The sequence below is a fragment of the Streptomyces sp. NPDC088124 genome, from assembly GCF_040685895.1.
Classification (GTDB): domain Bacteria; phylum Actinomycetota; class Actinomycetes; order Streptomycetales; family Streptomycetaceae; genus Streptomyces.
The window spans coordinates 1-25,553 of sequence record NZ_JBFBJB010000076.1 but is presented as its reverse complement, the minus strand read 5'-3'; the positions used below and the strand labels follow the sequence as shown (position 1 = coordinate 25,553).

Below are 25,553 nucleotides of genomic sequence, written 5' to 3'. Positions count from 1 at the left end.
CGGGATCCGTACGGGATCCGTACGAGGCCGTCCGGTCCCGACTCCGGCCGGGCGGGCGTCAGTCGAGCCAGTGGCGGCGGCCGAGGGCGATCAGCCTGAGCCGGCGGCGCGCCGCGGACACCACCCGCGCCTCCGCCTCCGCCGCGGCCGGCGCGTGTTCCCCCTCCGGTGCGTGCTCCGTCTCCGGACGGCGCTCCGCCGCGTCGAGGAAGGCGGACGCCGTCATCACCATCTGGTCGACATAGACATCGGCCAGCATCCGCAGCTCGTCCCGGCTCCATCCGGCCGAGACCGGCTCGGCGGCGAGCGCGGCGGCCACCTCCTCGGAGAAACGGCGCAGTTGGGCGGCGATGGCCTCCCGCACCGACCGGACGCCCCCGTGCCGCTCGCGGGCGATGAACCGGACATGGGCGGGGTACGCGCGGACGTACTCCGCCATCGCCCGGACGGTGCGGTCGATCCGTTCCTCGTCGCCGTCCGTGGCGGTGAGGATGGCGCCGATCGTCCCGTGCAGACTGTCCAGCGCCTGCTCGACGAGGGCCACCCCGAGGTCGGCCGGATCCCGGAAGTGCCGGTAGAAGGCCGTCGGGGCCACGCCCGCCGCCCGGGTCACCTCCCGCAGCCCGAGGCCGCTGAGGCTCTGCTCCTCCAGGAGCAGCAGCGCCGCGTCCAGCAGCGCCTGACGGGTCTTCTGTTTCCGGACCTGCCGGATGCCCTGGGTGTGACTCATGCCATTCAGTAAACAACTGTTCTCCGGAGAAGGGGAACCTAGACTGGCCAGTCAGTGCACAAGTGTTCTCGCAATGCTGGTTCGCGCCCGCGTGTCCGCGTGTCCGCGCATCCGTCCGGATCTCCTCGCACGGAGGCAATTCATGATCTTCCTCGTCGCGGCTCTCCTTCTGATGGGGGTGGTGCTCGGCACGGTGGCGCACATCCCCCTCCCCGTCACCCTGGCCGCCGCCGCGTTCATCGGCTGCTGGCTCCTGGTCTTCGCCGCCCGCGAGTTCCACGCCCGCGGCGGGCGTCGCTGATGCCCGCGGTGCGGCAGGGGCAGGAGGAACGAGGCGACGACATGGCCGTCGCCTCGTTCGTCCTGGGGCTCCTCGGTCTGCTCGCGTTCAACCTCGTCCTCGGCCCCATGGCGATCGTCCTGGCGGCCCTCGCCCTGGCGCGCGGCACCGGGCGTCGGGGCAGGGCCGCCCTCGGGCTCTTCCTCGGCGTCGCCGACCTGGTCGTTCTCGCCGTACTGGCCGGCGTGGACTCCGCGCTGTCCTGGGGGCTCGCCGGCTGACGCTCCTTGCTGTCGCGCGGGTGCCACCTCCGTCCGTGGACCGGTCCGGCCGAGGTGCGTGGATTCACCCGACAAATAAATCCCTATGGACAAAAATAATTGTCGGTGGGATGGTGGAGCCATGTGGGACGTGACCGTGATCGAGGACCCGGCGGCGGCAGCCGCCTCGCTGGACCCCATGCGAGCCCGGCTGCTCGCCGAGCTGGCCGCGGGGCCCGCGTCGGCGACGATGCTGGCCGGCCGGGTCGGACTGCCCCGGCAGAAGGTGAACTACCATCTCAAGGCCCTGGAGCGGCACGGACTGGTCGAGCTGGCCGACGAACGCAGACGCGGCAATGTCACCGAGCGGATGATGCGGGCCACGGCGGCCTCGTACGTGATCTCGCCGCTCGCGCTGGCGGCGGTCCAGCCGGACCCGGCCCGCTTCCGTGACCAGCTCTCCGCGCGCTGGCTGCTCGCGGTCGCCGCCCGGCTCGTACGGGACGTCGGCAGCCTGATCACCGGCGCCGCCCGGGCGCGCAAGCGCCTCGCGACATACGCGCTCGACGGCGAGGTGCGCTTCGCGAGCGCCGCCGACCGGGCCGCGTTCGTCGAGGAGCTGACCCTGGGCGTCACCGCGCTGATGGCCAAGTACCACGTGGAGCAGGCCGGGAGCGGCCGTGACCACCGGATCGTGGTCGCGCTCCACCCCACCGTCAAGGCCACCGGGCCGGACCCGGCCCAGCCCGATTCCGAGTCCGGCGCCGCGTCCGGCCCGGCCCGCCCCGCACCGATCGGGGAGGCTTCATGAGCGAGAAGGAGTACGCCACCATGTCCAAGGAATTCGAGATCGTCCGCGAGTTCGAGACCGACGCGAGCCCCGAAGAGGTCTGGCAGGCCGTCACCACCGGTACGGCGGCGTGGCTGTGGCCCATGGAGTACGAACCGCGCGAGGGCGGCGCCGCGCCGTTCGGCGGCACGATCACCGCCTGGGAACCGGGGAAGCGGCTGACCGCCCGGGTCGAGGACGTCGACGGGATCCCGCAGCAGACCCGCAACCAGCTCGACCATGTCATCGAGCCACGTGAGGGCGGCGGATCCTGGGTGCGCTACGTGCACAGCGGCATCTTCGTCGACGACTGGGACAACCAGTACGACGGCGCCGCCCGGCACAACACCTTCTACATCCACACCCTGGGCCAGTACCTGCGCCACTTCACCGGACGCGCCGCCGTCTTCTCGGCCGCCGACGGACCCGCGGCCGCCGGGGCGCCGGACGCGCTCGACACGGCGGGCCGGGCGCTCGGACTGGCGGACGACGCCCCGGCGGGCACGGCCGTACGGGTCGACCTGCCGGGTGTGGGCCCGGTCGACGCGGTCGTCGACTACCGGGACCCGTACTTCATCGGGCTCCGCACCGACACCGCGATGTACCGGTTCTTCGGCAGGAACCACTTCGGCGCGACGGTCGGTGTGAGCGTCCACGACTTCGCCGCCGGCGCCGACGCCGAGCGGACCGGACAGGCCTGGCAGAGCTGGCTGGACGGCGTCTACGCGTAGGCCCGTACGGGACGGGGCGGCGGCATGGGCGGCGGTCGGCCCGTACGCCTCACCCCCGCGCCGGGGCGCGCCGGGTCCGGGTCCACTCGCGCAGCCCCTCGGCCGTCCAGGTGTTGACGACCCGCTCCGCCGGGACACCGCACTCCTCGGCCCGGGCGCAGCCCAGAAGCTGCCAGTCGAGCTGCCCGGGCGCGTGCGCGTCGGTGTCGACGGCGAAGAGGACCCCGGCCCTGACCGCCTCGCGCAGCAGCCGCCGGGGCGGGTCGAGCCGCTCGGGCCGGCTGTTGATCTCCACCGCCGTGCCGGTCCCGGCGCAGGCGTCGAACACCGCCCGCGCGTCGAACTCCGACTCGGGCCGGCTGCCGCCCGTACCGCGGTCCCGGCGGCTCCGGCCGATGACCAGACGCCCCGTGCAGTGGCCCAGCACGTCGGTGCGCGGATCGCGTACGGCGGCGATCATCCGCCGGGTCATCGAGGCGGCGTCCATCCGCAGCTTCGAGTGGACGGACGCCACCACCAGGTCCAGCCGGTCGAGGAGTTCCGGATCCTGGTCGAGCGAGCCGTCGGGCAGGATGTCGCACTCGATGCCGGTCAGCAGCCGGAACGGCGCCCACCCCCGGTTCAGCTCCGCGATCACGTCGAGCTGTTCACGCAGCCGTCCGGCCGACAGGCCGTTCGCCACGGTGAGCCCGGGGGAGTGGTCGGTGAGTACGGCCCACTCGTGGCCGAGCGCCGCCGCCGTACGCCCCATCGCCTCGACGGAACTGCCGCCGTCGGACCAGTCGGAGTGCAGATGGCAGTCGCCGCGCAGCGCGCTCCGCAGCGCGTGCCCGCCCGCCGCGAGCGGCGCTTCGGCCTCCCGCTCCAGACGCTCCAGATACTCGGGTACGGAGCCGGCCACCACGGCCCGGACCACCTGGGAGGTCCTGGGCCCGATGCCGCGCACCCGGTCGAGCGTGCCGGCCGCGGCGCGTCGGGCGACCTCGTCCGGATCCATGGCGGCCACGGTCGCGGAGGCGGCGCGGAACGCCTTGACCCGGTAGGTGTCCGCCCGCGAGCGCTCCAGCAGGAAGGCGATCCTGTCCAGCGCCTCCACCGGATCCATGGGCGCCCCAGACTGTCGGCGGTGGTCCGTCCGTTCCGCGCCCGGATCCCCTCCGTACGCGCGCCTTCATTGTCGGCGCGCCGGGCGCGCCGCGCATCCCGCCCGGCAGCGCGGCGCCCCGCGCCCGCGGGGACGGAGAGGGGACAGGGGTGAGGCCCCGCGGACGGGGAGCGTCGCGGGGCCTCACGGGGGCCGGTCCTGGCCGGAGCCCCGCACGCACCGCGGAGCGGTGCGGCGGCGCACGGCCCCCGCCGTACGGTCCATGCCTTCGGCCGGGTGTCCGGCGTCCTGGCGCGCCGCGTGGCGGCGGTGCGGGACGCCCGCCCGGCAGGGCGGCGGGGGCGGGCCGACCGGTCAGGACGGCGGGTGGTGCGGATGGTGCGGTCCTGCAGTGGTGCGGTCACGCGGGTGGTGCGGTGGTGCGGGTGAGACCTCGGGTCAGCCCTGTGCGGAACGGCGCTTGCGCGAGGCCCACATGATGCCCGCTCCGGCGACCAGCACGACACCCGCGGCGCCGGCGATCAGCGGGGTGGAGCTGGACGCACCGGTCTCGGCGAGATCGTCACCGGCGGGGCTCGGCTCCGAGGACGGGACCGCGGCGGCCGAGGTGCTCGCCTCGCCCGCAGGGGTCGGCGCCTCGGACGCGGGCGTGTCCTCGCTGGGCGTCGCCTCGGGGGTCTCCTCCGGAGCGCTCGGCTCCGGCGCGGACTCCTGCGGCGGGGTGGGCTCCGGAGGCGTCTCCTCGCCCTCGCAGACCGGGGCGGTCTTCGTCTCGTCCTTGTTGAACTGGTCGCCGTCGGCGGCCTTCACGACAAGACGGACCGTCACCTCGCTCTTGTGCGCCGGCAGGTCGAGCTTCTTGCTGAAGTTGTTACGGAAATTCTCCGTGGGCAGCAGGTCCTTGCCGTCCACGGTGACCGTCACGGTGTTCTTGTCGCTGTTGCCGTAGGCGGTCAGGTTCAGGCTCACCTCGGAGCACGTCACCGACCAGTTCGGCGTGTGCGCGAACGCGGGAGCCGCCGACAGGCCGACACCGAGGGCGCCGGTCGCCGCGACCGCTATGAAGGCGCTGGCGCGCCGCCACGATCTGCTGAATTGGGTCACAAAATCCTCCGCTATAACCGCGCCGCCGACGATGACGGCGCGCGCGCACAGTACCGCCATCGGTATGTCCGCCAACAATCGGCCCACCCAACTCGCCCTCCCCGCACGCCCCGTGGACCTGCGCAGACGCCGAGGAGCGGCCGGGAACCCCGGGCCGGGGCGAGCCGGGGACGGGCGCGCGACGACCATGATCACAAACCGGAGAGATGGCCCGATCATGCCGTCATCACTGCTTTCGCCCGTCATTACGGGGGTGTGAACCGGCGCGCAAGCGCTTCCCCCGGGCCCATTCACCACGGACTGCCACAGCGCTGGTAAATATTCCGTCAATAATCGGCCGGTAGTTTTCCGTTGCGCCGGAATCCGGCGAATCCCACCGCGCCGACGACCGATTGAAGCCGGCCTCCGCGCATTCCCGCCCACCCCGTTCGCGTACGGCTCTCTAGCGTCCGCGCCGCGTGAACTTTCGCCGTACCCATTGCCAGGCCGCCGTCAGCCGGGGATGACGTTCACGCTGTTCCCGGGAGGCCCGGTCCAGTTCCTCCATCAGCCGCCGGGAACGGTGCTCCAGGTCCAGCTCGTCGAGGATCCGGTCCAGCTCGGCCAGGAGCGCGCCGTGGAGCTGCCACTGCTCCGGGGCGCGCCGTACCTCCGCGAGCAGCAGCCCCGCCAGTCGCTCCCGGCTCGCCCGCGCCGCGTCCAGATCCTCGGCGAGCCGCGCCTCCGCCGTCTCGGCGCTCCGGGTGACGTCCGTGGTCACCATGACGGCGAAGCTCACCACCGCGTCGGCGACCAGGCCGAGCAGTTCCTGCAGCGCCGCTCCGACCTCCGGGGCGAACAGCGCCTCCCGCTCGCGCTCCTTGGCGAGGTCGGTGAGGGTTCTGGCCAGCACCCGCAGCACCACGGTGCAGATCTCCAGGGTGTCCAGGCCCGTCCGCAGCACCACCCGGTGCAGCAGCCCCTCCTTCACCCGGGGGTTGAGCCGGACACTGTCCTCCGCCTGGCGCAGTGCCGCGTCCACCTCGCTGATGTCGTGATCGAGCCGGCGCGCCTCGTGCAGCCGTGAGGCGGCGTGCTCCACCGGGATGGACTCCGTCAGCCCCTCCCCGATCCGCAGCAGGAGCTGGCGCATCCGGCGGGCGAGGCCGTCCACGGACTCACCCGCGGTGGCGACCCACACCGGTGGCGCCAGCAGGAAGTTGAACAGCAGCCCCACCACCGCGCCGATCAGCGTCTCCAGCACCCGGTCCCACGCGGTGGACGCCACCCGGGGCACCCCGAGCACGAGCATGGCGCTGATCGCGACCTCCGGCACGAACTCGCTCACCCGCACGATCCGTCCGACGACGAGCGAGGCGAGAATGATCAGCCCCAGGCTCCACCAGGTCAGCCCGACCAGCACACTGAAGGCGCTGGCGACGAGCACACCGGCCACCACGGCGTTCACCCTGCGGATACCGGTGGTCAGGGTGGAGTACAGCGTCACCTGTACGACGAGCAGCGCGGTCAGCGGCGCGGTGAGCGGCGCGGGCTCGCTGCTCAGCCGCACCGCGACCACGTACGAGATGGTCGCGGCGGCGGTCGAGCGCAGCGTCTGGGTGACGACGGGCTCCCGGCCCCGCTTCACGAACTCCGCCACCGGCGCGCTCAGGACGACTCTGACATCACGCACGCTCACTCCCTTCCCGCGCGGGCCCGCCCGGACCCCCGCGAGGCCCCCGGATGGGCCGGTCGGGTCACCCCGCCCGTCGGCCGTCCGTCCATGACCGCAGGGCGTCGGCCGCCTTCCCGTCGACGGGGAAGACGATCCGGTAGTACTTCAGCCCCTCGTCCTCCGCGACCAGCCGCATTCCCACCGCCGTCATGACCCGCTGCGACGCGATGTTGTCGTGATCGGTGTCCCCCCGCACACGGCTGACCCCACCGGCCCGCGCGAACCGCAGCAGTCCGCGCAGTGCCTCGGACGCGTACCCCTGGCCGTGGACGGACGGGATCAGCCCGTAGCCGATCGTGACGGCGAGATCCGCGTCCGGGACGGAGTGGAAGCCGAGGCCGCCGATCGCGTGCCCGTCCGCGCGGCGGCGGATCTCGTACGCGCCGAAGGGCCCCGGATCGCCGGTGATCGAACACGTCGTCAGGAAGCGCCCCGCCCCCACCATGTCCCCGTCGGAGGGGTACCCGGGTGCCCACAGATCCCCGTCCCCGGGCTCGCCCGCCACCACCCGCTCGGCTTCGAGCACGCTCAGCGGATGGAGCACCAGCCGCTCCGTCACAAGATCGTCCATATCGGCAGGCGTATCACGGGTGCCGTACGCCCCACAGCCGTTTCACGCGATGTGCATGCGCCGGCCGGGCGGACTTCGCGCTGGTTCGGCCGGCCCGCCGCCGCGGGTGCCGCAAGGGTGTGTGGGCGCGTCAAGGGCGCGTCAAGCTCCCCCGGCTCCGCGGCAGGGCTCCGTCAAGGCCCCGGCGGGCCCCCGCCCCACCGGATCCGGCGGGCGCACGCTGGAGTGGAGGGCCGCCGGCCGGCGGCCCCGGTGGCGCCGGACCTGTGCACCGGTACAGCGAGGTGGACCATGCGCTTCTCACCGCGTGACCGCGTCGCGCTGGTCGCGGCGCCGCTCGCGCCCCTGGCGGCCGCCGGGGCGCTGGTGCCGCTGCGTACGGGAGTGGCGGGTACGAACCTGGCGCTGATCCTCGTCGTGGTCGTCGTGGCGGTAGCCGCGCTCGGCAACCGTGTCGCGGGCGCGGTCGCCGCGCTCTCCGCCGCGGTCTGGTTCGACTTCTTCCTCGTCCAGCCGTACGAACGCTTCGCCGTGACCGGCGCCAACGACCTCACCACGGCCGTCCTGCTGCTGGCCGTGGGGCTCGCGGTCTCCCAACTCGCCGCGCGGGCACGGCGGCTGCGGGTCATGACCGTGGTCGACGCGGGGCTCCTCGCCCGTATCCACGACACCGCCCGGCTGGCCCAGCGCCACGGTTCCTCCGCCGCCGTGGTCGACCAGGTCGGCCGTCACCTGGTCGACATCCTGCGGCTGCGGAGCTGCCGGTTCGAGTACGGGAGCCTGCTCGGGCACCCGGCGCGGCTGGAGCAGGACGGCACCGTCGTCGTGGACCGTGAACCCTGGGACCTGGAGGGACGGGGCTGGCCGGACGGCGAGATCGAACTCAGGGCAGCCGCCAACGGGCACTACCAGGGCCGCTACATGTTGCTGCCGACGCCCGGGGCCGTCCCCTCCCGGCAGATCCGGGAGGTCGCGGTCACCCTCGCCGACGATGTCGGCGCGGCGCTCGACACGGCGGGCCCGGTGCCGGAGAACTGACGTGGCTCAGCGGGTGGCCGCCGGGGTCCGGTCCACCGGCCGGGACACGGCCGGTGACGCCCTGAGCGCGGCGTGGTCGGCCCTGTTCCGGCCGGTGTAGCGCAGGGCGAACTCCGCCACGGCGTGGTCGAAGGTGTCCGCCCCGCCGAGGTAGTGCGCGATGGCGATCCGGTCCCCGGAGCGGGCGTGCGCCCGGGCCAGTGCCCGGCCGCACAGCTTCGCGTAGTCGCGCAGCAGGGCCGGCGGCATGCCGTCGATGACGGCCGACCCCCTCATGTCCCGGAGCCCGCGCCAGTAGAAGTGGTGCCCCTCGGGACCGGTGGCCCAGCCGAGGAAGATGTCGCCCGCCGCCTGGAGCAGCCGCTGCCCCGCGACCACCCGGTGGCCCTGGTGGGGGTAGACGCTGGGCCGGAGATGCGGTTCGAGCACGGACCGCTCGGCCTCCTTGATCTGGAGGAGGAGCGGATCGCCCGCGTCGCGCCCTTCCAGCCGTACGACGAAGCAGCGGGTGCCGACGCTCCCCACCCCCACCACCTTGCGCGCCACGTCGACGAACCTGAACCGGTCGAGGAGCATCCGCCGCTCCTCGGGGAGTGTGCTGCGGTACCCGATGAAGATCCGCCGGAGCATCGCCCTGTCGAGGGGACCGACCGGTTCGAGCCGCGGCGGATCGTGGCTGATCCGGTGCCGTCCCTCCGCCCTGTCGGTCAGCTTCGCGAGCAGCCCGGCGGTGTCGATCCGCTCGTACCAGACGTCCAGTTCGCGCAGGCGCGCCAGCCGGCGCATCGACCGGCGGTACGCCCCGGCGGCGGCCCGCGCCCCGTCCCGGGCGTCCGCCGCCGAGCCGCCCTGGTCGAGGACGGCGACCGCGACGCTGGTCGCGAGGCGTTTCACATCCCATTCGAACGGGCCGGGAAGGGTCTCGTCGAAGTTGTCGAGATCGAAGAGCAGGGCGCGGTCGGGCGAGGCGAAGACGCCGAAGTTCAGCAGGTGGGCGTCGCCGCAGAGCTGGACGGTCAGCTCGGTGTCCGGCTGGGTCGCCAGATCGGCGGCCATCACGGCGGCGGCGCCGCGCAGATAGGCGAACGGGGACGCGGCCATCCGCTCGTAGCGCAGCGGCACCAGTTCGGGGACCCGGCGCGCGGCCTGCCGGGCCAGAACGGCGAGCGGGTCGGGCCGGTCGACGCCCGGGATCCACAACCCGTGCGAGGACCGGGACGCCTTCCTGCGGGCCGTCCTGCCGCGCTCCGCCCGTTCGGCGGGAGTGGTCATGACGCTCCCTCTCGCCGTGATCGGTGCCGTGGCACGGCCGGTCACTACGAGCATCCCGCTCCGGCGGCCCGGCAGCCCGGTGCGCCGACCATCCGAGTGATCCGGCGGCGCGCGAGCGCTCCCGTACGGTGAAAAACCCGGCCAGGTGTACGGGTGGACGGTCCGTGCACGTACGCGGAAACGGTCCGTCGCGTCGGACATTTTTGCGGTTTCGCGCGCATTCGTGGAACGTGGCGTGTCGGCCCGTGGCGCGTGGCATGCTCGACAAGCGCTCCTACCGGTGACAACACCGTGTGTTCCCAGGGCGATTCGGGGAGGTCGGATGGATCCGTGCCGGAATTCCGCGGACACGACGGCGTCGTCATCGCACGCCCGTACGAGAGCCAAGGAGACCCGCGCGGACCAGGACCGCGTGGGCCAGGACCGTTCGGGAGCGGACCGCACGGGAGCGGACCGCACGGGGCAGGAGCGCAGGGCCCTTCGCCGCGAGCGGCTGCTGGCGACCGCCACCGACCTGTTCACCACCCGCGGCTATCCGGCCACCTCCATCGAGCGGATCTGCGCCACCGCCCACGTCTCGATCCGCGCGTTCTACGAGGAGTTCGAGGGCCGTGAGGCGCTGCTCATCGCGCTCCACAACGATGTCGCGCGCGCCGGCATGGAGGCCGCGCTGACGGTCCTCAGCGACCCCGGGATGGAGTCGGCCGGGGCCCGGGGCCGCATCACGGCGCTGACCCGCTCCTATCTGGACGCCGTCACCGCGGAGCCCGCCGCCACCCGGATCGCGTTCGTCGAGGTGATCGGCGCCGGCCGCGCGGTCGAGGAGCACCGGCTGCTGTGGCGGAGCCTGTGGTCCGACTTCCTCAGCGGAGAGGCGGAGCGCGCCGTCGAACGGGGCGAGTCCGCGCCCCGCGACTACTCCCTCGCCATCGTGGCGCTCATCGGGGCCATCAACGAACTGGTGGCCCACTGGGCCCGCGACGCCACCGCGTTCTCCCGGGAACTGCTGGCCGACGAACTCGTCCCGCACGCCCTCGCCACGCTCGGGATCCCCACCGAAGACGTCCCCACCGAAGACGTCCCCGCCACAGACATACCCGCCGACGGCACACCCGCCGATGGCACATCAGCCGACAGCCTTCCCACCGACGGCACGTCCCCTGACGCCACCCCCGCCGACGCCACCCCCACGGACGAAGGGAAATGACGCGATGACCGGACTCTGGCACCAAGTGCTCCACACCATGTCCCAGCCCGGGGCGTCCCCGGACGACGATCTCCTGGCCCAGGCCGCCGCGGACATCGCCCTGCGCGATCACCCGCGCCCGCCGGCCGATGCCGACGTGGTCCTGGAGATCGCCCGTACGGAGTTCGCCGCGGTCCTCAGCGTCGGCCAGGCCCAGGCGGCCCTGGACCGGGCCCGGGGACTCTCCTCCCAGGACCGGGCCGACCGGGCCGCCACCTGACCGGGGCGGGATCCCGGCCGGTCACGCGGGCCGCGCGCGGCGCACGGCCCGCTCCCGGGCGGATAGCCTGAGGGCACGATGAACCGTTTGACGACACCCTGGGGCGAGTTCGGCCTCACCCGATTTCCCGAGCATCCCCGCGAGACGCTCCGCGCGTGGGACGCCGCCGACGAGTACCTGCTGCGCCACCTCGCGGAAGCAGGGGCAGACGAGCTCTCCGGCACCGTCGTGATCGTCGGGGACCGGTGGGGCGCGCTGACCACCGCGCTCGCCGGACACCAGGAGCGGGCCGCCGGCGATCTCGTGCAGATCAGCGACTCGTACCTCACCCAGCAGGCCACCCGCGCCAATCTGCGCCGCGCCGGTCTCGGCCCGGACGCCGGGCGGCTGCTGTCCACCCTGGACACGCCACCGGAGCGGATCGACGTCCTGCTGGTCCGCGTTCCCAAGAGCCTGGCCATGCTGGAGGACCAGCTCCACCGGCTGGCGCCCGCCGTGCACCCCGGGACCGTCGTCATCGGCACGGGCCGGGTGACGGAGATCCACACGTCCACCCTGAAGCTGTTCGACCAGATCCTCGGCCCCACGAAGACCTCCCTCGCCGTCAAGAAGGCGCGGCTCATCTTCTGCGCCCCCGCGGCGGGGCGGTCCAGGACCACCAGCCCCTGGCCGCACAGCTACGCGCTGCCCGAAGGACTCGGCTCCGTGTCGGGCCGTACGGTCGTCAACCACGCCGGGATCTTCTGCGCGGAACGGCTCGACATCGGTACCCGGTTCCTGCTGCGGCACCTCCCGCGGCGCCACGGGCCCGAGCGGGTAATCGACCTGGGCTGCGGCAACGGCGTCATCGGCACCGCCGTGGCGCTGGGCAACCCGGACGCCACCGTGACCTTCGTCGACGAGTCGTACGCGGCCGTCGCCTCGGCCGAGGCGACCTTCCGCAAGAACGCCGACGCCGCGACGGCGGCGGAGTTCGTCCTCGGCGACAGCCTGACCGGCGTACCGGCGGAGTCGGCCGACCTCGTCCTGACCAATCCGCCGTTCCACACGCACCAGTCGACCACCGACGCGACGGCGTGGCGGATGTTCACCGGGGCGCGCGCGGTGCTGCGGACCGGGGGAGAGCTGTGGGTCATCGGCAACCGACACCTCGGCTACCACACCAAGTTGCGTCGGATCTTCGGCAACTGCGAGACCGTGACGAGCGATCCGAAGTTCGTGATCCTGCGGGCCGTCAAGCGCTGAGACGGCCGTTCAGCCGTGTCGGGCGTAGCGGTGCATCGGCGCGTCCGTGATCGGTGTATCCACGCATCTGCTAGGGCATTTCATCTGAAGAATTGTAAATGCTAGGCGCTCCGGCCTATCTTGTCGCACATGCAGTCGTACACCATCGGCCAGGCGGCCCGGCTCCTCGGCGTGAGTCCCGACACGGCCCGCCGCTGGGCCGACGCGGGCCGGGTCGCCACCCATCGCGACGAGGGCGGACGGCGTCTCATCGACGGCCGCGCGCTGGCCGCGTTCTCCGTCGAGGTCGCCCAGAACGGACCGGACGGGGAGGACGTCTCGTACACCTCGGCCCGCAACGCGTTCCCCGGCATCGTCACAGCCGTCACCCTCGGCGATGTCGCGGCCCAGGTGGAGATCCAGGCGGGGCCGCACCGGCTGGTCTCGCTGCTCACCCGGGAAGCGGTCGAGGAACTGGGGCTGGAGGTCGGCGTGGAGGCCACCGCCCGTGTGAAGGCCACCAGCGTGCACATCGACCGCGTCTGAACCTTCCGGCCGCGTCTGAACCCTCCCGGCCGCGTTCCTCTCCGCCGCCGTCCCACCGCCAAGGAGCCTCCTCATGTCCCTCGCCCTCACCCGCCGCCGCGCCGCCACCGCGTTCGTGACCGCCGCTCTTCTCCTGCCGCTGGCGGCCTGCGGTGGCAAGGACGACGCGAAGGACACCGGCACCGGTGCCAAGGACGGCGCCTCGCCGGGCGGCGCCCCCAAGGCCCAGCTCACCGTGCTCGCCGCCGCCTCGCTCACCGACGTCTTCAGGACGGCGGGCGCCGCGTACGAGAAGGCCAACCCGGGCACCCGGCTCACGTTCTCCTTCGCCGGTTCGCAGGAACTGGCCGCGCAGGTCGAGCAGGGCGCGCCGGCCGACGCGCTGGTCACCGCCGACACCAAGACCATGGACGGGTTGCGGGGCGACACCGGCACCCCGACGGTCATCGCCAAGAACCGCCTGGTCATCGCCGTCGGCGAGGGCAACCCGGACAGGATCGAGAACCTGAAGGGTCTCGCCGACCCGAAGCTGAAGGTCGTCCTGGCCGCTCCCGAGGTGCCCGTGGGCCGCTACAGCAAGCAGGTGCTGGACGCGCAGAAGGTCACCGTGAAGCCGGTCTCGCAGGAGCCGAACGTCCGCGCCGTGCTGAGCAAGGTCGAGCTGGGCGAGGCCGACGCCGGCATCGTCTACAAGACCGACGCCGCCACCGCGACGGACAAGGTCGACGCCGTCGAGATCCCCGACGCGCAGAACGCGATCGCCCAGTACCCGGCCGCCACGCTCAAGACGTCCGAGAACGCCGACGCCGCCGCCGCGTTCGTCAGCTGGCTCAGCGGCCCGGAGGCGCAGAAGATCCTCCAGGCGGCCGGTTTCCAGCAGCCGTAACCGGGGCCCCGATGAGCCACTCCCGCGTACGGGGGCTCCGCGCCCCCGTCGCCCTGGCACTGCCCGCGCTGCTCGCCGTCGCCTTCCTGCTGCTGCCCCTGATCGGCATTCTCGCCCGGACCACCTGGGGCGAGCTGGGCACCCATCTCACCAGCCCCGGCGTGGTCCAGGCGCTGAAACTGTCCCTGCTCGTCTCCTTCTGGTCGCTCGCGCTCTCGCTGCTGCTCGGCGTGCCACTCGCCTGGCTGCTGGCCCGGGTGGACTTCCCGGGCAAGACCCTCGTCCGCACCCTTGTCCTGCTGCCGATGGTGCTGCCCCCGACCGTCGGCGGTGTGGCGCTGCTGCTCGGTTTCGGCCGGCGCGGGCTGCTCGGGCCCTGGCTGGAGGACACCTTCGGCATCACCCTGCCGTTCCACACCTCGGGCGCCGTGGTCGCCTCGACCTTCGTCGCCATGCCGTTCCTCATCATCAGTCTCGAAGGCACCCTCGCCGGGCTGCGGCCCGCGTACGAGGAGACGGCCGCGTCGCTGGGCGCCTCGCCCGTACGGGTCTTCCGCACCGTCACCCTGCCGATGGTCGCGCCCGGGCTCGCCGCGGGCGCCGCGCTGACCTGGGCGCGCGCGCTCGGCGAGTTCGGCGCCACGATCACCTTCGCCGGGAACCTGCCCGGCACCACGCAGACCCTGCCGCTCCAGGTCTATCTGCTGCTCCAGGACTCGCCGGAGGCCGCCACCTCCGTCTCCCTGCTGCTGCTCGCCATCGCCATGGCCGTGCTGATCGCCCTGCGGGGCCGCTGGACGGGCCAGGCGCCGGACCGCTCGCGGGGGCGCGGACCACTGCCGGGCGGCGAGGGTACGGGAGAGTCCCGGGCGGCCCCGGCCGCCACCGCCGCGTCGGCCGCCCCGGCCGACGGCAAGGCCGCCGCGCCCGGAGAGCCCCCGGAGCGGTGGCGGCTGCACGCCGAGGTGAGCGGCTTCAACCAGCTCGCACTGGACGCCGAACCCGGCACCACCATCGCCGTCGTCGGACCCAACGGCGCCGGCAAGACCACCCTGCTGCGCGCACTCCTCGGCCTCACCCCCCGCGCCCACGCGGAGCTGCGCCTCGGTGAACTGGACGTCACCGCCCTGCCGCCGCACCGCCGGGGTGTCGCCTGGGTCCCGCAGGACGGCGCGCTCTTCCCGCACCTCAGCGCCCTCGCCAACACGGCGTACGGGCTGCGCGCCCGCGGCATACCCCGCGCGGAGGCCCGCCGTACCGCACAGCACTGGCTCGACCGCCTCGGCGTCGGGCACCTCGCCGGCCGCAAGCCCCACCAGGTCTCCGGCGGCCAGGCGCAGCGCGTCGCGCTCGCCCGCGCGCTGGCCACCCGGCCCCGGCTGCTGCTCCTGGACGAACCGCTGGCCGCGCTCGACCAGACCACCCGGGCCCAGGTACGGCACACCCTGCGCGGCCATCTCGACGGCTTCGGCGGGGTCTGTCTGATCGTCACGCACGATCCGGTCGAGGCGGTCTCCCTCGCCGACCGGGTCCTCGTACTCGACGAGGGGCGCGTCCTCCAGGACGCCCCGCCCGCCGAGGTGACCCGGCACCCCCGGTCGCCCTGGGTGGCCCGGATGCTCGGCCGCAACGCCTGGCCCGGCGCCTTCGGGCCGGACGGCCTCACCCTCGACGCGGGGGGCCGGCTGGTGGTCGCCGAGCCGTCGCCGGCCGGCTCGCGGGCCCTGGCGATCATCGCCCCGGAGGCCGTCTCCGTCCACCGGCAGCGACCCGGCGGCAGCCCGCGCAACGTCTGGCCCGGCACGGTCCGGGAGATCACCGCCCTCGGCAGCAGGCTACGCGTCCTGATCTCCTCGGACGAGGCCCCCGACCTGGTCGCCGAGATCACCCCCGAGGCGGCGGCCGAACTCGGCCTGGCCGACGGTGCCTCGGTCTGGACCGGCGTCAAGGCCACGGAAGTCACCCTCGTACCGCTGTGACCCGGCCCCCGGGCCCGTCGCCGCGCCGTGCCCCGGGCGCCGCCGGGCCCGCGGCGCCCGTCAGCGCCGTTCCTCCGGCGCCCGGGACCTGACAGAGTGAGGGCGGGGCGTACGAGCAGGGGAGCGAGCGGTGTTGCTGCGTCAGCTGGAGTATCTGGTCGCCCTCGCCAGGGAACGCCACTTCGCGCGCGCCGCGGCGGCCTGCTACGTCTCCCAGCCCTCGCTCTCCGCCGCCATCCGCAAGCTCGAACACGAACTGGACGTGCCCATCGTCCGCCGGGGCCGCCGCTTCGAGGGGCTCACCCCCGAGGGCGAACGGGTGCTGCTCTGGGCGCACCGCATCCTCGCCGAGCGCGACGCCCTGCGCCATGAACTCTCCGCGATGCGCGGCGGCCTCGCCGGCACCCTGCGCCTGGGCGCCATCCCCACCGCGCTCACCGCCGCCTCCCTGCTCACCACCCCCTTCGTCGAACGCCATCCACGCGCCCGGGTCTCGCTCGACTCGCTCTCCTCGCGGGACATCGCCCGGAAACTGGCCGCGTTCGAACTCGACATCGCCCTCACCTATCTGGACGACGACAGCCTCGGGCAGGTCCGCAGGACCCCGCTGTACGAGGAGCGGTATCTGCTGCTCACCCCGCACGACGGCCCCCTGTCCGGCCACTCGCTCGTCCGCTGGGCGAGCATCGCGGAGCAGCCGCTGTGCCTGCTCTCCCCGCAGATGCGCAACCGCCGCATCATGGACGAGTACTTCGCCGCCGACGGGGTGCCCGCCGTGGCCCCCGCCATCGAGACCGACTCCGTCGCCGGGCTGTACGCGCACCTCACGGCCGGCCGCTGGTCCAGCGTCATCTCGCACGCCTGGCTGCACATGTTCGGCGTCCCCGAGGGGATGCGGGTGATCCCGCTGGAGCACCCGGCGCACGGCCCCCGCGTCGGCCTCGTCATCGCCGACCGCACCCCCGAACCCGTCCTCGCCAGGGCCCTGCTGGACACCGCCCGGGAGGCGGGCGTACGGGAAGCGCTCGACCGGCTGCTGGACACCTATCTGCACCCCGCCGGCCGGTCGGCCCGGTCACCGGGGGACACTCCGCCCGGACAGCCGTGGCGACAGGCGGGACAGGCGGGACAGGCGGGACAGGCGGGATAGGACAGGGCTATCCCGGCATAGGAAAGTTCGCTTTGACGGTGCTCCCGGGGCCCGGGATGGTGAAGACACCTTCCCGCTGCAACGGATGAGGAGCCGCAGTCATGGCAAAGGTGCTGTGTGTGCTGTACGACGACCCGGTGGACGGCCCGCCGAAGTCCTACGCGCGGGACGGCCTTCCCCGCATCGACCACTACCCCGGCGGCCAGACCGCGCCCACCCCCCGGTCCATCGACTTCACCCCGGGCGAACTGCTCGGCAGTGTCTCCGGCGAACTGGGGCTGCGCGGCTATCTGGAGTCCCAGGGCCACACTCTGGTCGTCACGTCGGACAAGGACCGGGACGGGTCCGTCTTCGACCGGGAACTGGTCGACGCCGACGTGGTCATCTCGCAGCCCTTCTGGCCCGCCTATCTGACGGCCGAACGCATCGCGAAGGCCGAGAAGCTGAAACTCGCCGTCACCGCCGGCATCGGCTCCGACCACGTCGACCTCGACGCCGCCATCGCCAAGGGCATCACCGTCGCCGAGGTCACGTACTGCAACAGCATCAGCGTCGCCGAGCACGTGGTGATGATGACGCTCTCCCTCGTACGGAACTACCTCCCCTCCCACCAGTGGGTCCTGGACGGCGGCTGGAACATCGCCGACTGCGTCGCCCGCTCGTACGATCTGGAGGGCATGCAGGTCGGCACCGTCGCCGCGGGCCGCATCGGACTCGCCGTCCTGCGCCGCCTCGCCCCCTTCGACGTGGGGCTCCACTACACCGACCGGCACCGGCTGCCCGAATCCGTCGAGCGGGAGCTGGGCCTCACCTGGCACGCGAGCGCGGCCGACATGGTGCCGCACTGCGACGTCGTCACCATCAACGCGCCCCTCCACCCCGAGACCGAGGGGCTGTTCGGCGACGAGATGATCGCCACCATGAAGCGCGGCGCCTATCTCATCAACACCGCCCGCGCGAAGATCGCCGACCGGGACGCCGTCGACCGCGCGCTGCGCGGCGGACAGCTCGCCGGGTACGCCGGAGACGTGTGGTACCCGCAGCCCGCCCCCGCCGACCACCCCTGGCGGACCATGCCGCACCACGGCATGACCCCGCACATCTCCGGCTCCTCGCTCTCGGCGCAGGCCCGTTACGCCGCGGGCACCCGGGAGATCCTGGAGTCCTGGTTCGCGGGCACACCGCTGCGCGACGAGTACCTGATCGTCGACCAGGGCGCGCTGGCCGGGGCGGGGGCACACTCCTACTCCGTCACCGGGACCTGAGACCGGGGAAGCCTGACGGCCAACTGGACCGGACGTACCATCAGCAATGCGCGGGACGACGTGATGTGACCCGGAATCAGCCGTCCCGGCCGCGCCCCCGGCCGGGACGGCTGTGCTCCTCCCGAACACGGGCGCGGCACACTGGTGCGGTGCCCACACTTCCTCACCAGGTACCCCACGGCTCCGCGGCGGGCCACATGATCGTCTGCGGCGACGACACCCTTGTCCACCGGCTGGCGGGCGAGCTGCGCCACGTCTACGGCGAACAGGTCACCCTGGTCGTGCCGCCCGTACGGGCCTCCCGCCTGCCGCCCGCCCCGGTCGCCGGACTCGGCAGGGCCTCGGCCTTCTTCGGCCGGATGTCGGCGGCCATGGCCCGTACGGCGGCGACCCTGCCGGACCCGGCGGACGACGGCCCCGGCGGGGCTTCGAGCGGGCCGCGGGTCCTGGAGATCCCGGAACTCGACGAGGACGCCCTGGAGGAGGCCGGGGTGACGGAGGCGGCGGCCCTCGCCCTCGTCCATGACGACGACGAGATCAACATCCGGGCCGCACTCGCCGCCCGCCGTCTCAACCCCCAACTGCGCCTGGTCATCCGGCTCTACAACCGCAAGCTCGGTCAGCACCTCGAAGAACTCCTCGACCAGGCCGCCGCCGTCGCGGTCCCCGGCCTCGACCCGGCGGCGCTCGACGCGACCACCACGGTCCTCTCCGACGCCGACACGGCCGCGCCCGCGCTGGCGGCCACCGCGGTCGCGGGCACCAGCAAGGTCATCCGCGCCGACGGCCTGCTGCTGCGTGCCGTGGAGCGCAACCCGCCGGGCCCCGGCCGGGTCGCCGACCCCGGACTCTGCACCCTCGCCCTCCTCTCGGCCACCACCAACGATCCGGCGGGTACCGAAGGCTCGGAGAACAGCGGCCAGGAAGCGCCCCAGCTGCTGCCCGACGACGCGAGCGCCGCCGCCGCCACCGGGCGCGGCACGGTCGTCCTGGAGGCGGTGTCCCACGCCGGACCCGATCTGCCGCCGCGCCGGCTCGGCCGCCGGGGCGCCCCGCTCTCCTCGCTCTTCTCCCGTCGGCTGCGCTGGTCGTTCGCCGGGATCATCGCCGCGGTGCTGGCGCTGGCCGTCGCCTCGTGGATCGCCACCGGCGTCCGGCCGCTGGGCGCCCTCTACCTCACGCTGCTCGACCTCTTCGCCATCGGTGACCCCGCGGTCGGCGAGCCGGTGAACCGGCAGGTCATGCAGCTCCTCGCCATGGTCACCGGGATTCTGCTGCTGCCCGTGGTGCTCGCCGCGGTCCTGGAGGCGCTCGGCACGTTCCGTACGGCCTCGTCGCTGCGCCGCCCGCCCCGCGGCCTCTCCGGCCATGTCGTCCTGCTCGGCCTCGGCAAGGTCGGCACCCGCGTCCTCGTCGGCCTGCGCGAGCTGGGCATCCCCGTGGTCTGTGTGGAGGAGGACCCCGAGGCGCGCGGCATCGCCCTCGCCCGCAGCCTGCGGATCCCGACCGTGCTGGGCGACGTGACCCAGGAAGGTGTGCTGGAAGCCGCCAAGATCGAGCGCGCGCACGCCCTGCTCGCCCTCACCAGCGTCGACACCACCAACCTGGAGGCCACGCTCTACGCCCGCTCCGTCGCCCCCGACCTGCGAGTGGCCCTGCGGCTGTACGACGACGACTTCGCGACCGCCGTCTACCGCACCCTGCGCGCGGCCCACCCCCGGGCGCTCACCCGCAGCCGCAGCGTCTCCACCCTGGCCGCCCCGGCCTTCGCCATCGCGATGATGGGACGCCAGATCCTCGGGGCGATCCCGGTCGAGCGCCGGGTGCTGCTGGTGGCCGCCATCGACGTCGCGGGCCACCCCCGGCTGGAGGGGCGCACGGTCGCGGAGGTGTTCCGGCCCGGCGCCTGGCGGGTCATCGCGCTCGACACGGCGGACCCGGGGGACCGGGTGCCGGACCTCGCGGACACCCGGCCCGGGCCCGAGGGGCGGCGGCCGCCGGGGCTGGTCTGGGATCTGCACCCCGGATACGTGCTGCACGCCAGGGACCGGGTGGTCCTCGCCGCCACCCGGCGCGGCCTCGCCGAACTGCTCGGGCGCCGGCACACGGCACGGGCCCGGCCCGCGCCGGACCCCGGGCAGCCGGGCTGACCGGGGGCGGCCGGGCTGACCGGGGGCGGCCGGGCTGACCGGGGATGCGGCCGGGCCCGGAGCGCACGACAATGGCCCCACCGGACGAACGAGGAGGCGGCATGAAGGAAGAGTCCGCTGCGCAGCCCGAGATCCCGTTCGAGATCGAGAGCGCGACCCCGGACCGGCTGCTGCACACCGGTGCCGGTGACGAGGTGACGGCCGAGGATCTCGTGCTCGCCTCGGGCCGCGATCTGACCCCGGAGAGTCTCGCCTGGGCCCGGCGCAAGCTGGCCGAGCGGGGACGGGCGGCCATCGAGGAGCAGCTTCCGTAACGACGGGCCGGCCGCTCCGGTGCGTACGTGAGCGAGCCCTGAGCCCTGAACCCTGAGCCCTGAGCCCCGAGCGGTGGGCGGTGGGCCCTGGGCTCCGAGACGTGTGCCGTGCGGCAGCCGTACCGTGCGGCACCCACCCCGCCACGCGCCCATCACCCCGGCGCGCCCCACCGCGACGGCGCGGCGGGGCGCGCCGTCGCGTGCGGCCGGTGTCGCCGCCCGCCACACCGCCGCGTAGCCCCGCCGCGTCACACCACCTTGCCGCACTGCCGGCGCCACACCGTCCGTCGCCCCGGCGATCGTGTCCGTAGGCCCGATGTCCTCCCGCACGTCACCGAACTCCCTTACGCTCCCTCTCTGTTGACATGCCCAAGACATGCATGCCGAGAGGAACCAGGGATATGGCCAAGCTCCTCCGTACGACCCTGGCGGCCGGTGCCGCCGCCGTGCTCGCCCTCGTCGCCACACCGGCCGGCGCCGTCGGCACCGACCAGCTGCCCTACCCCTCCGGCACCGGGGTCGGTGTCCACAACGCCTACGAGAAGGCCACGTTCCCGTACTTCGCGGACGCGCTGGACTCCGGCGCCGGAATGCTCGAACTCGACGTGTGGACCAACGTGTACGGCGCCTCCTGGCGTGTGTCGCACTCCAACCCGATCGGCAACGACAACAACTGCGTCAACGCGGCCAACACCGGCGAACTGCGGACCAGGACGCGCAACCGCGACCTGCCGGGCTGCCTGGCCGACATCAAGGTCTGGCACGACGCCAACCCGGGCCACCGCCCGATCGTGCTCAAGCTGGAGATGAAGGACGGATTCCAGGGCCAGGGCGGCCGGGGCCCCGCCGCCCTCGACGCGCTGCTGACGAGCAGGCTCGGCGACGCGCTCTACCGTCCCGCCGATCTGGCGGGCGGCCACGCCGATCTCGACCAGGCGGCCCAGGCCGGTGCCTGGCCGACGCGCGCGCAGCTCGCGGGGAAGTTCATCGTCGAACTCATCCCGGGCACCGTGGAGGAGCAGAACCCGCTGGACACCCTGTGGACCGACCGGGAGTACGCCATGTACCTGCGCGACCTCAAGGCGGCCGGCCGGCTGGGCGAGGCCGCGGCCTTCCCGGCCGTCCACAAGGCCGCGGCGGGAGATCCCCGTACCCGGTACGCGGACGTGACGCTCAGGCCCTGGTTCGTCTTCTTCGACGGCGACGCGGCCGCGTACGCGGCGGGCACCATCGACACCTCCTGGTACAGCCGGCGCAACTACTTCCTGCTGATGACGGACGCGCACAACGTGGCGCCCGCCATCGACGGCACCAACCCCACCGAGCAGCAGGCCCGCGACCGGCTGGCGCTGCTGGCGCAGCGCGACGCGAGCCTGATCTCGGCGGACTGGCGCGCGCTGCCGTCCGTACTCGCGTCGGTGGTCCCGCGCGGCACGGCGGACCGGTAGGCACCCCGTCGGGGCGGTCGCCCGCGCGAACCGGGCCGCCCAGCCCGGCCGGACCGGTTCCCGAGGCCGCCCGGCCGCGGCGCCCGCCCGGCCGCTCAGTCCGGCCGGCGCGGGGACCGGCCGTGGGCCGCCAGCACCGCCCCGACCGTGTCCGCCTGCTCCGCCGTCTTGTCCTCCCGGTAGCGCACCACCCGCGCGAAGCGCAGCGTCACCCCGGCCGGGTAGCGGGACGACCGCTGCAGCCCGTCGTAGGCGATCTCCACGACCAGTTCCGGACGTACGGTCACGGTGAACCCGTCGTCCCGCAGCGCCAGTTCCCGCAGCCGGTCCGTCTGCCACTCCAGCATCGCGTCCGTCAGTCCCTTGAACGTCTTGCCCAGCATCACGAACGAGCCGTCGTCCCGCCGCGCGCCGAGATGGAGGTTGGAGAGCCGCCCGGTCCGTCTGCCGTGGCCCCACTCGGCGGCCAGCACCACGAGATCCAGGGTGTGCACCGGCTTCACCTTCAGCCAGCCGGCGCCCCTGCGGCCCGCGCTGTACGGGGCGTCGAGCGCCTTCACCACCACGCCCTCGTGCCCCCGGTCCAGGGTCTCCCGGAGGAACTCCTCCCCGGCGCCCGCGTCAAGGGGCGCCCCGCCGCCGCCCGGGACGACCAGCCGCCGTACCCGCATCGGCTCGGGCACCAGCCGTGCCAGCACCTCGTACCGGTCCGCGCACGGCAGATCGAGCAGATCCTCGCCGTCGGCCGCGAGGACGTCGAAGAAGACCGGCGACAGCGGCACCGCCGCCGCGGCCGACGTGACGTCCGTACGCGACCCGACCCGGCCCGCGACCTCCTGGAACGGCCTCGGCCTGCCCCGCTCGTCCAGCGCGATCACCTCCCCGTCCAGCACGAACCGGTCGCCGTCCAGTCCCAGCGCCGCCGTGCTCACCTCCGGCAGCCGGCCGGTGATCTCGTCGAGCGTGCGCGTGAAGATCCGTACGGTGGACCCGCTCCGGTGCACCTGTACCCGGATCCCGTCGAGCTTCTCCTCCACCACGCACTCCCCGAGCCGGTCGACCGCCTCCGTCACGCTCGTCGCGCTCTGGGCGAGCATCGGCAGGACGGGGCGGCCCACCGTCAGCAGGAACTCCTCCAGTACGTGCGGACCCTCGGCCAGCAGCCGCTCGGCCACCGGCTGCAGCGAGCCCGCCAGCATCACCGCCCGCCGTACGGCCGCCGGGGAGGCGCCCGCCGTCTGCGCGAGCGCCTCGACGGCGACCGCGTCCAGCGCGCCCTGACGCACCTCGCCGGAGATCAGCCCCACGAGGAACCGCTGTTCCTCCTCGGTGGCCGCCCCCAGCAGCTCCCGTACCAGCCGCCGTCGCTCTCCCTGGGCCCCGGCCCCGGCGACGGCCGCGAGCTCGGTGAACACGGCGTCGGTCCCGTGCACGGTCAGCGTGGCCCGGCCCGCGGGCGGCGGCGGGTCCTTCAGCGCGTTCCAGCCGACCCCGATCCGTCCCTGGGGCAGACGGCCCGCCAGATACGGGATGACGACGGGCACGTCCCCCGGACCGGCCGTCCGGAAGACGCCGGCCAGCAGCGAGATCTTCCGGGTCCGCGCCGAACTCTCGGCGACCTCCCGGGAGACACGGGCGAGCGGTGCCAGCAGCATGCTGCCATCCTGCAACGCCGGACGCGGCTCCGCCCGTCAGGAGAGGTCCGCCGTTCCTGACGGGCGGAGCACGGTGCGGCGGGCGCACCCCTCGCGCGGCGATAACCTGGGCGCACCGTCGGCGGATCACCGTGGCGGCACCACGGCGCAGGGGAGGCGACGGCCATGAGCGGGACCGGGACGGCGGCGCGGCGCGGGCCCGACACATGCCCCGACCCGTACACACTCCAGGCCAGGGCCGCCATACTGGACGGGCCGGGGAGGGCGCAGCGAGAGTGACGGGGGGCCACAGCACGCGATGGCGGACAGCATGCTGATCCAGGGCCGTTACCGGCTGCTCGATCTCATCGGACGCGGCGGGATGGGCGAGGTCTGGCGGGCACGCGACGAGTCGCTCGGTCGGCAGGTCGCGGTCAAATGCCTCAAACCGCTCGGCCCGCAGCGCGACGACTCCTTCACCCGCATCATGCGCGAGCGGTTCCGCCGCGAGGCCCGGGTCGCCGCCGCGCTCCAGCACCGGGGCGTCACCGTCGTCCATGACTTCGGCGAGTACGACGGCGTCCTCTACCTCGTCATGGAGTTGCTGGAGGGCCGCAACCTCAGCCAGCTCCTGACGGAGCACGGCAACCCGCTGCCGGTGCCCGATGTCGTCGACATCGCCGAGCAGGTCGCGGACGCGCTCGCGTACACCCATGAACAGGGCATCGTCCACCGCGATCTGAAGCCCGCCAACATCATGCGGCTCACCAGCGGCGCCGTGAAGATCTGCGACTTCGGCATCGCGCGCCTCGGCCGTGACATCGGCTTCACCTCGCGCCTCACCGGCACGGGCATCGCCATGGGGACCCCGCACTACATGTCGCCCGAGCAGATCGCCGGCGGCCAGGTCGACCACCGCAGCGATCTCTATTCGCTCGGGTGCGTGCTCTACGAGATCGCCACCGGCGCCCCGCCGTTCGACCTGGAGGACGCGTGGTCGGTGCTGGTCGGCCACCGCGACACCGTCCCCGAGGCGCCCAGCGGCCACCGCTCGGAACTGCCCGCGTTCTTCGACGGGATCGTCCTCGACCTGCTGGCCAAGACCCCCGAGGAGCGCCCGGCCGACGCGGGCGACCTCCGCCGCCGGATCAGCGCCGCCCGGGCCGGTTCCGGGCTCGGCCCGGAACCGGGCGGTTACGGCTCCCCCGCGCTCGGCGGCCCCGGCGCGGGCACGGCCGCCCACCCCGTGGGCGGGCACGGGACGACGCGCCCCGACGGAGCGCCCCTGCCGTCCTGGTCCCGTGCCATGACCACGGGACACAAGGCGATCGGCCTCGCCGACCTGCGGCCCACCCCGCCCGACCACACCGCCGGGCTGACCGGCGAGTGGACCACCGCGACCGGCCCGCGCGCCGGGGACCCCGGACCCGGGCCGTCCGCCACCGGACGGCCCACCCCGCCGCCGGCCCAGCTCGCCGTTCTGACCAGCAGACACAACGCCGGTCTCAGCCTCGGCCGGCTGGGCCGCTGGGAGGAGGCGGGGGAGGTGCACCGCGCGGTCGCCGCCGAACGCGAGCACACGCTCGGCCCGGACCACCCGGACACCCTCGGCAGCCGTTACGAGGTCGGCTTCACCCTCAGCAGGACCGGCCGCACCGCGGACGCGCTGCGCGAGTTCACCCGCGTCGCGGAGGGCCGCGAGCGGACCCTCGGCCCCGACCACCCGGAGACGCTCGCCGCGCGCCAGGAGACGGCGTACGTGCTCGGCCAGCTCGGCCGGTACTTCGAGGCCCACGAGGTGTTCACGGCGGTCCTCGCCGCCCGGGAGCGCACCATCGGCCCCGACCACGCCGACAC

General features: G+C 73.7%; 24 protein-coding genes. 17 read left to right on the top strand and 7 right to left on the bottom strand.

Features of this window, described 5'->3' with window-relative positions; all coding sequences use genetic code 11:
• Positions 1-58 precede the first annotated feature (58 nt).
• Positions 59-730: a TetR family transcriptional regulator gene (locus AB0P17_RS38560; RefSeq protein WP_365818883.1), complete on the bottom strand. Its 672-nt coding sequence runs from the start codon at positions 728-730 to the stop codon at positions 59-61.
• A 142-nt stretch (positions 731-872) separates the two neighbouring features.
• Here AB0P17_RS38560 and AB0P17_RS38555 point away from each other — a divergent pair, with 142 nt between their 5' ends.
• From AB0P17_RS38555 to AB0P17_RS38540, 4 genes are all read left to right on the top strand, one after another.
• Entirely contained in the window at positions 873-1,031 is a 159-nt protein-coding gene (locus tag AB0P17_RS38555) for a hypothetical protein (RefSeq protein ID WP_365818881.1), read from the top strand.
• Positions 1,031-1,291, top strand: a complete 261-nt coding sequence (locus tag AB0P17_RS38550) for a DUF4190 domain-containing protein (protein ID WP_365818879.1) — start codon at positions 1,031-1,033, stop codon at positions 1,289-1,291. The genes AB0P17_RS38555 and AB0P17_RS38550 overlap by 1 nt, the downstream gene beginning before the upstream one ends.
• Positions 1,292-1,412: 121 nt before the next feature.
• The gene (locus tag AB0P17_RS38545; RefSeq protein ID WP_365818877.1) at positions 1,413-2,081 is read left to right on the top strand and encodes a helix-turn-helix domain-containing protein; all 669 of its coding nucleotides are present in this window, start codon (positions 1,413-1,415) and stop codon (positions 2,079-2,081) included.
• Between the two features lie 20 nt (positions 2,082-2,101).
• Positions 2,102-2,830, top strand: a complete 729-nt coding sequence (locus AB0P17_RS38540) for an SRPBCC domain-containing protein (protein ID WP_365818921.1) — start codon at positions 2,102-2,104, stop codon at positions 2,828-2,830.
• A gap of 49 nt (positions 2,831-2,879) precedes the next feature.
• Here AB0P17_RS38540 and AB0P17_RS38535 read toward each other — a convergent pair whose 3' ends face one another.
• The 4 genes from AB0P17_RS38535 to AB0P17_RS38520 form a co-directional block, all read right to left on the bottom strand.
• On the bottom strand, positions 2,880-3,935 hold the full coding sequence (locus tag AB0P17_RS38535) for a PHP domain-containing protein (protein WP_365818875.1): 1,056 nt from the start codon (positions 3,933-3,935) through the stop codon (positions 2,880-2,882).
• Between the two features lie 438 nt (positions 3,936-4,373).
• Positions 4,374-5,039, bottom strand: a complete 666-nt coding sequence (locus tag AB0P17_RS38530) for an LAETG motif-containing sortase-dependent surface protein (RefSeq protein WP_365818919.1) — start codon at positions 5,037-5,039, stop codon at positions 4,374-4,376.
• A 442-nt stretch (positions 5,040-5,481) separates the two neighbouring features.
• Entirely contained in the window at positions 5,482-6,711 is a 1,230-nt protein-coding gene (locus AB0P17_RS38525) for an aromatic acid exporter family protein (protein WP_365818873.1), read from the bottom strand.
• Between the two features lie 64 nt (positions 6,712-6,775).
• Positions 6,776-7,324 (bottom strand): GNAT family N-acetyltransferase, encoded by a 549-nt coding sequence (locus AB0P17_RS38520; protein WP_365818871.1) that lies wholly within the window; start codon positions 7,322-7,324, stop codon positions 6,776-6,778.
• Positions 7,325-7,615: 291 nt separating this feature from the next.
• Between AB0P17_RS38520 and AB0P17_RS38515 the strand changes: the two genes are divergently transcribed.
• Positions 7,616-8,362 (top strand): DUF4118 domain-containing protein, encoded by a 747-nt coding sequence (locus tag AB0P17_RS38515; RefSeq protein WP_365818869.1) that lies wholly within the window; start codon positions 7,616-7,618, stop codon positions 8,360-8,362.
• Positions 8,363-8,368: 6 nt separating this feature from the next.
• Here AB0P17_RS38515 and AB0P17_RS38510 read toward each other — a convergent pair whose 3' ends face one another.
• Positions 8,369-9,634, bottom strand: a complete 1,266-nt coding sequence (locus AB0P17_RS38510) for a DUF2252 domain-containing protein (protein WP_365818867.1) — start codon at positions 9,632-9,634, stop codon at positions 8,369-8,371.
• A 322-nt stretch (positions 9,635-9,956) separates the two neighbouring features.
• Between AB0P17_RS38510 and AB0P17_RS38505 the strand changes: the two genes are divergently transcribed.
• The 11 genes from AB0P17_RS38505 to AB0P17_RS38455 all read left to right on the top strand — a co-directional run bounded on the left by AB0P17_RS38505 (position 9,957) and on the right by AB0P17_RS38455 (position 22,062).
• Positions 9,957-10,841: a TetR/AcrR family transcriptional regulator gene (locus AB0P17_RS38505; RefSeq protein ID WP_365818865.1), complete on the top strand. Its 885-nt coding sequence runs from the start codon at positions 9,957-9,959 to the stop codon at positions 10,839-10,841.
• A 4-nt stretch (positions 10,842-10,845) separates the two neighbouring features.
• A complete protein-coding gene (locus AB0P17_RS38500) occupies positions 10,846-11,100 on the top strand; it encodes a hypothetical protein (RefSeq protein ID WP_365818863.1) in 255 nt (84 codons plus the stop codon).
• A gap of 78 nt (positions 11,101-11,178) precedes the next feature.
• Positions 11,179-12,345: a methyltransferase gene (locus tag AB0P17_RS38495; protein WP_365818861.1), complete on the top strand. Its 1,167-nt coding sequence runs from the start codon at positions 11,179-11,181 to the stop codon at positions 12,343-12,345.
• Between the two features lie 129 nt (positions 12,346-12,474).
• Positions 12,475-12,870, top strand: a complete 396-nt coding sequence (locus tag AB0P17_RS38490) for a helix-turn-helix transcriptional regulator (protein WP_365818859.1) — start codon at positions 12,475-12,477, stop codon at positions 12,868-12,870.
• Positions 12,871-12,943: 73 nt separating this feature from the next.
• Positions 12,944-13,756: a molybdate ABC transporter substrate-binding protein gene (modA, locus tag AB0P17_RS38485; protein WP_365818857.1), complete on the top strand. Its 813-nt coding sequence runs from the start codon at positions 12,944-12,946 to the stop codon at positions 13,754-13,756.
• Between the two features lie 11 nt (positions 13,757-13,767).
• Positions 13,768-15,735 (top strand): ABC transporter permease, encoded by a 1,968-nt coding sequence (locus AB0P17_RS38480; RefSeq protein ID WP_365818855.1) that lies wholly within the window; start codon positions 13,768-13,770, stop codon positions 15,733-15,735.
• Between the two features lie 130 nt (positions 15,736-15,865).
• Positions 15,866-16,885 carry a LysR family transcriptional regulator gene (locus AB0P17_RS38475; RefSeq protein WP_365818853.1) on the top strand — a complete coding sequence of 340 codons (1,020 nt, stop codon included), beginning with the start codon at positions 15,866-15,868 and terminating at the stop codon, positions 16,883-16,885.
• A 101-nt stretch (positions 16,886-16,986) separates the two neighbouring features.
• Complete coding sequence (locus AB0P17_RS38470) at positions 16,987-18,150, top strand: NAD-dependent formate dehydrogenase (RefSeq protein ID WP_365818851.1); 1,164 nt, start codon at positions 16,987-16,989, stop codon at positions 18,148-18,150.
• 197 nt (positions 18,151-18,347) lie between these two features.
• Positions 18,348-20,300, top strand: a complete 1,953-nt coding sequence (locus AB0P17_RS38465) for an NAD-binding protein (protein WP_365818917.1) — start codon at positions 18,348-18,350, stop codon at positions 20,298-20,300.
• A 101-nt stretch (positions 20,301-20,401) separates the two neighbouring features.
• The gene (locus AB0P17_RS38460) at positions 20,402-20,614 is read left to right on the top strand and encodes a hypothetical protein (protein ID WP_365818849.1); all 213 of its coding nucleotides are present in this window, start codon (positions 20,402-20,404) and stop codon (positions 20,612-20,614) included.
• 401 nt (positions 20,615-21,015) lie between these two features.
• Complete coding sequence (locus AB0P17_RS38455) at positions 21,016-22,062, top strand: phosphatidylinositol-specific phospholipase C domain-containing protein (protein WP_365818847.1); 1,047 nt, start codon at positions 21,016-21,018, stop codon at positions 22,060-22,062.
• Between the two features lie 95 nt (positions 22,063-22,157).
• On the opposite strand, the gene AB0P17_RS38450 is transcribed toward AB0P17_RS38455, so the two are convergent.
• The gene (locus AB0P17_RS38450) at positions 22,158-23,717 is read right to left on the bottom strand and encodes an ATP-dependent DNA ligase (protein ID WP_365818845.1); all 1,560 of its coding nucleotides are present in this window, start codon (positions 23,715-23,717) and stop codon (positions 22,158-22,160) included.
• Positions 23,718-24,015: 298 nt separating this feature from the next.
• Here AB0P17_RS38450 and AB0P17_RS38445 point away from each other — a divergent pair.
• Positions 24,016-25,553, top strand: a 1,538-nt coding sequence (locus tag AB0P17_RS38445) for a protein kinase (protein ID WP_365818843.1), incomplete at its 3' end; no start/stop codon positions are given.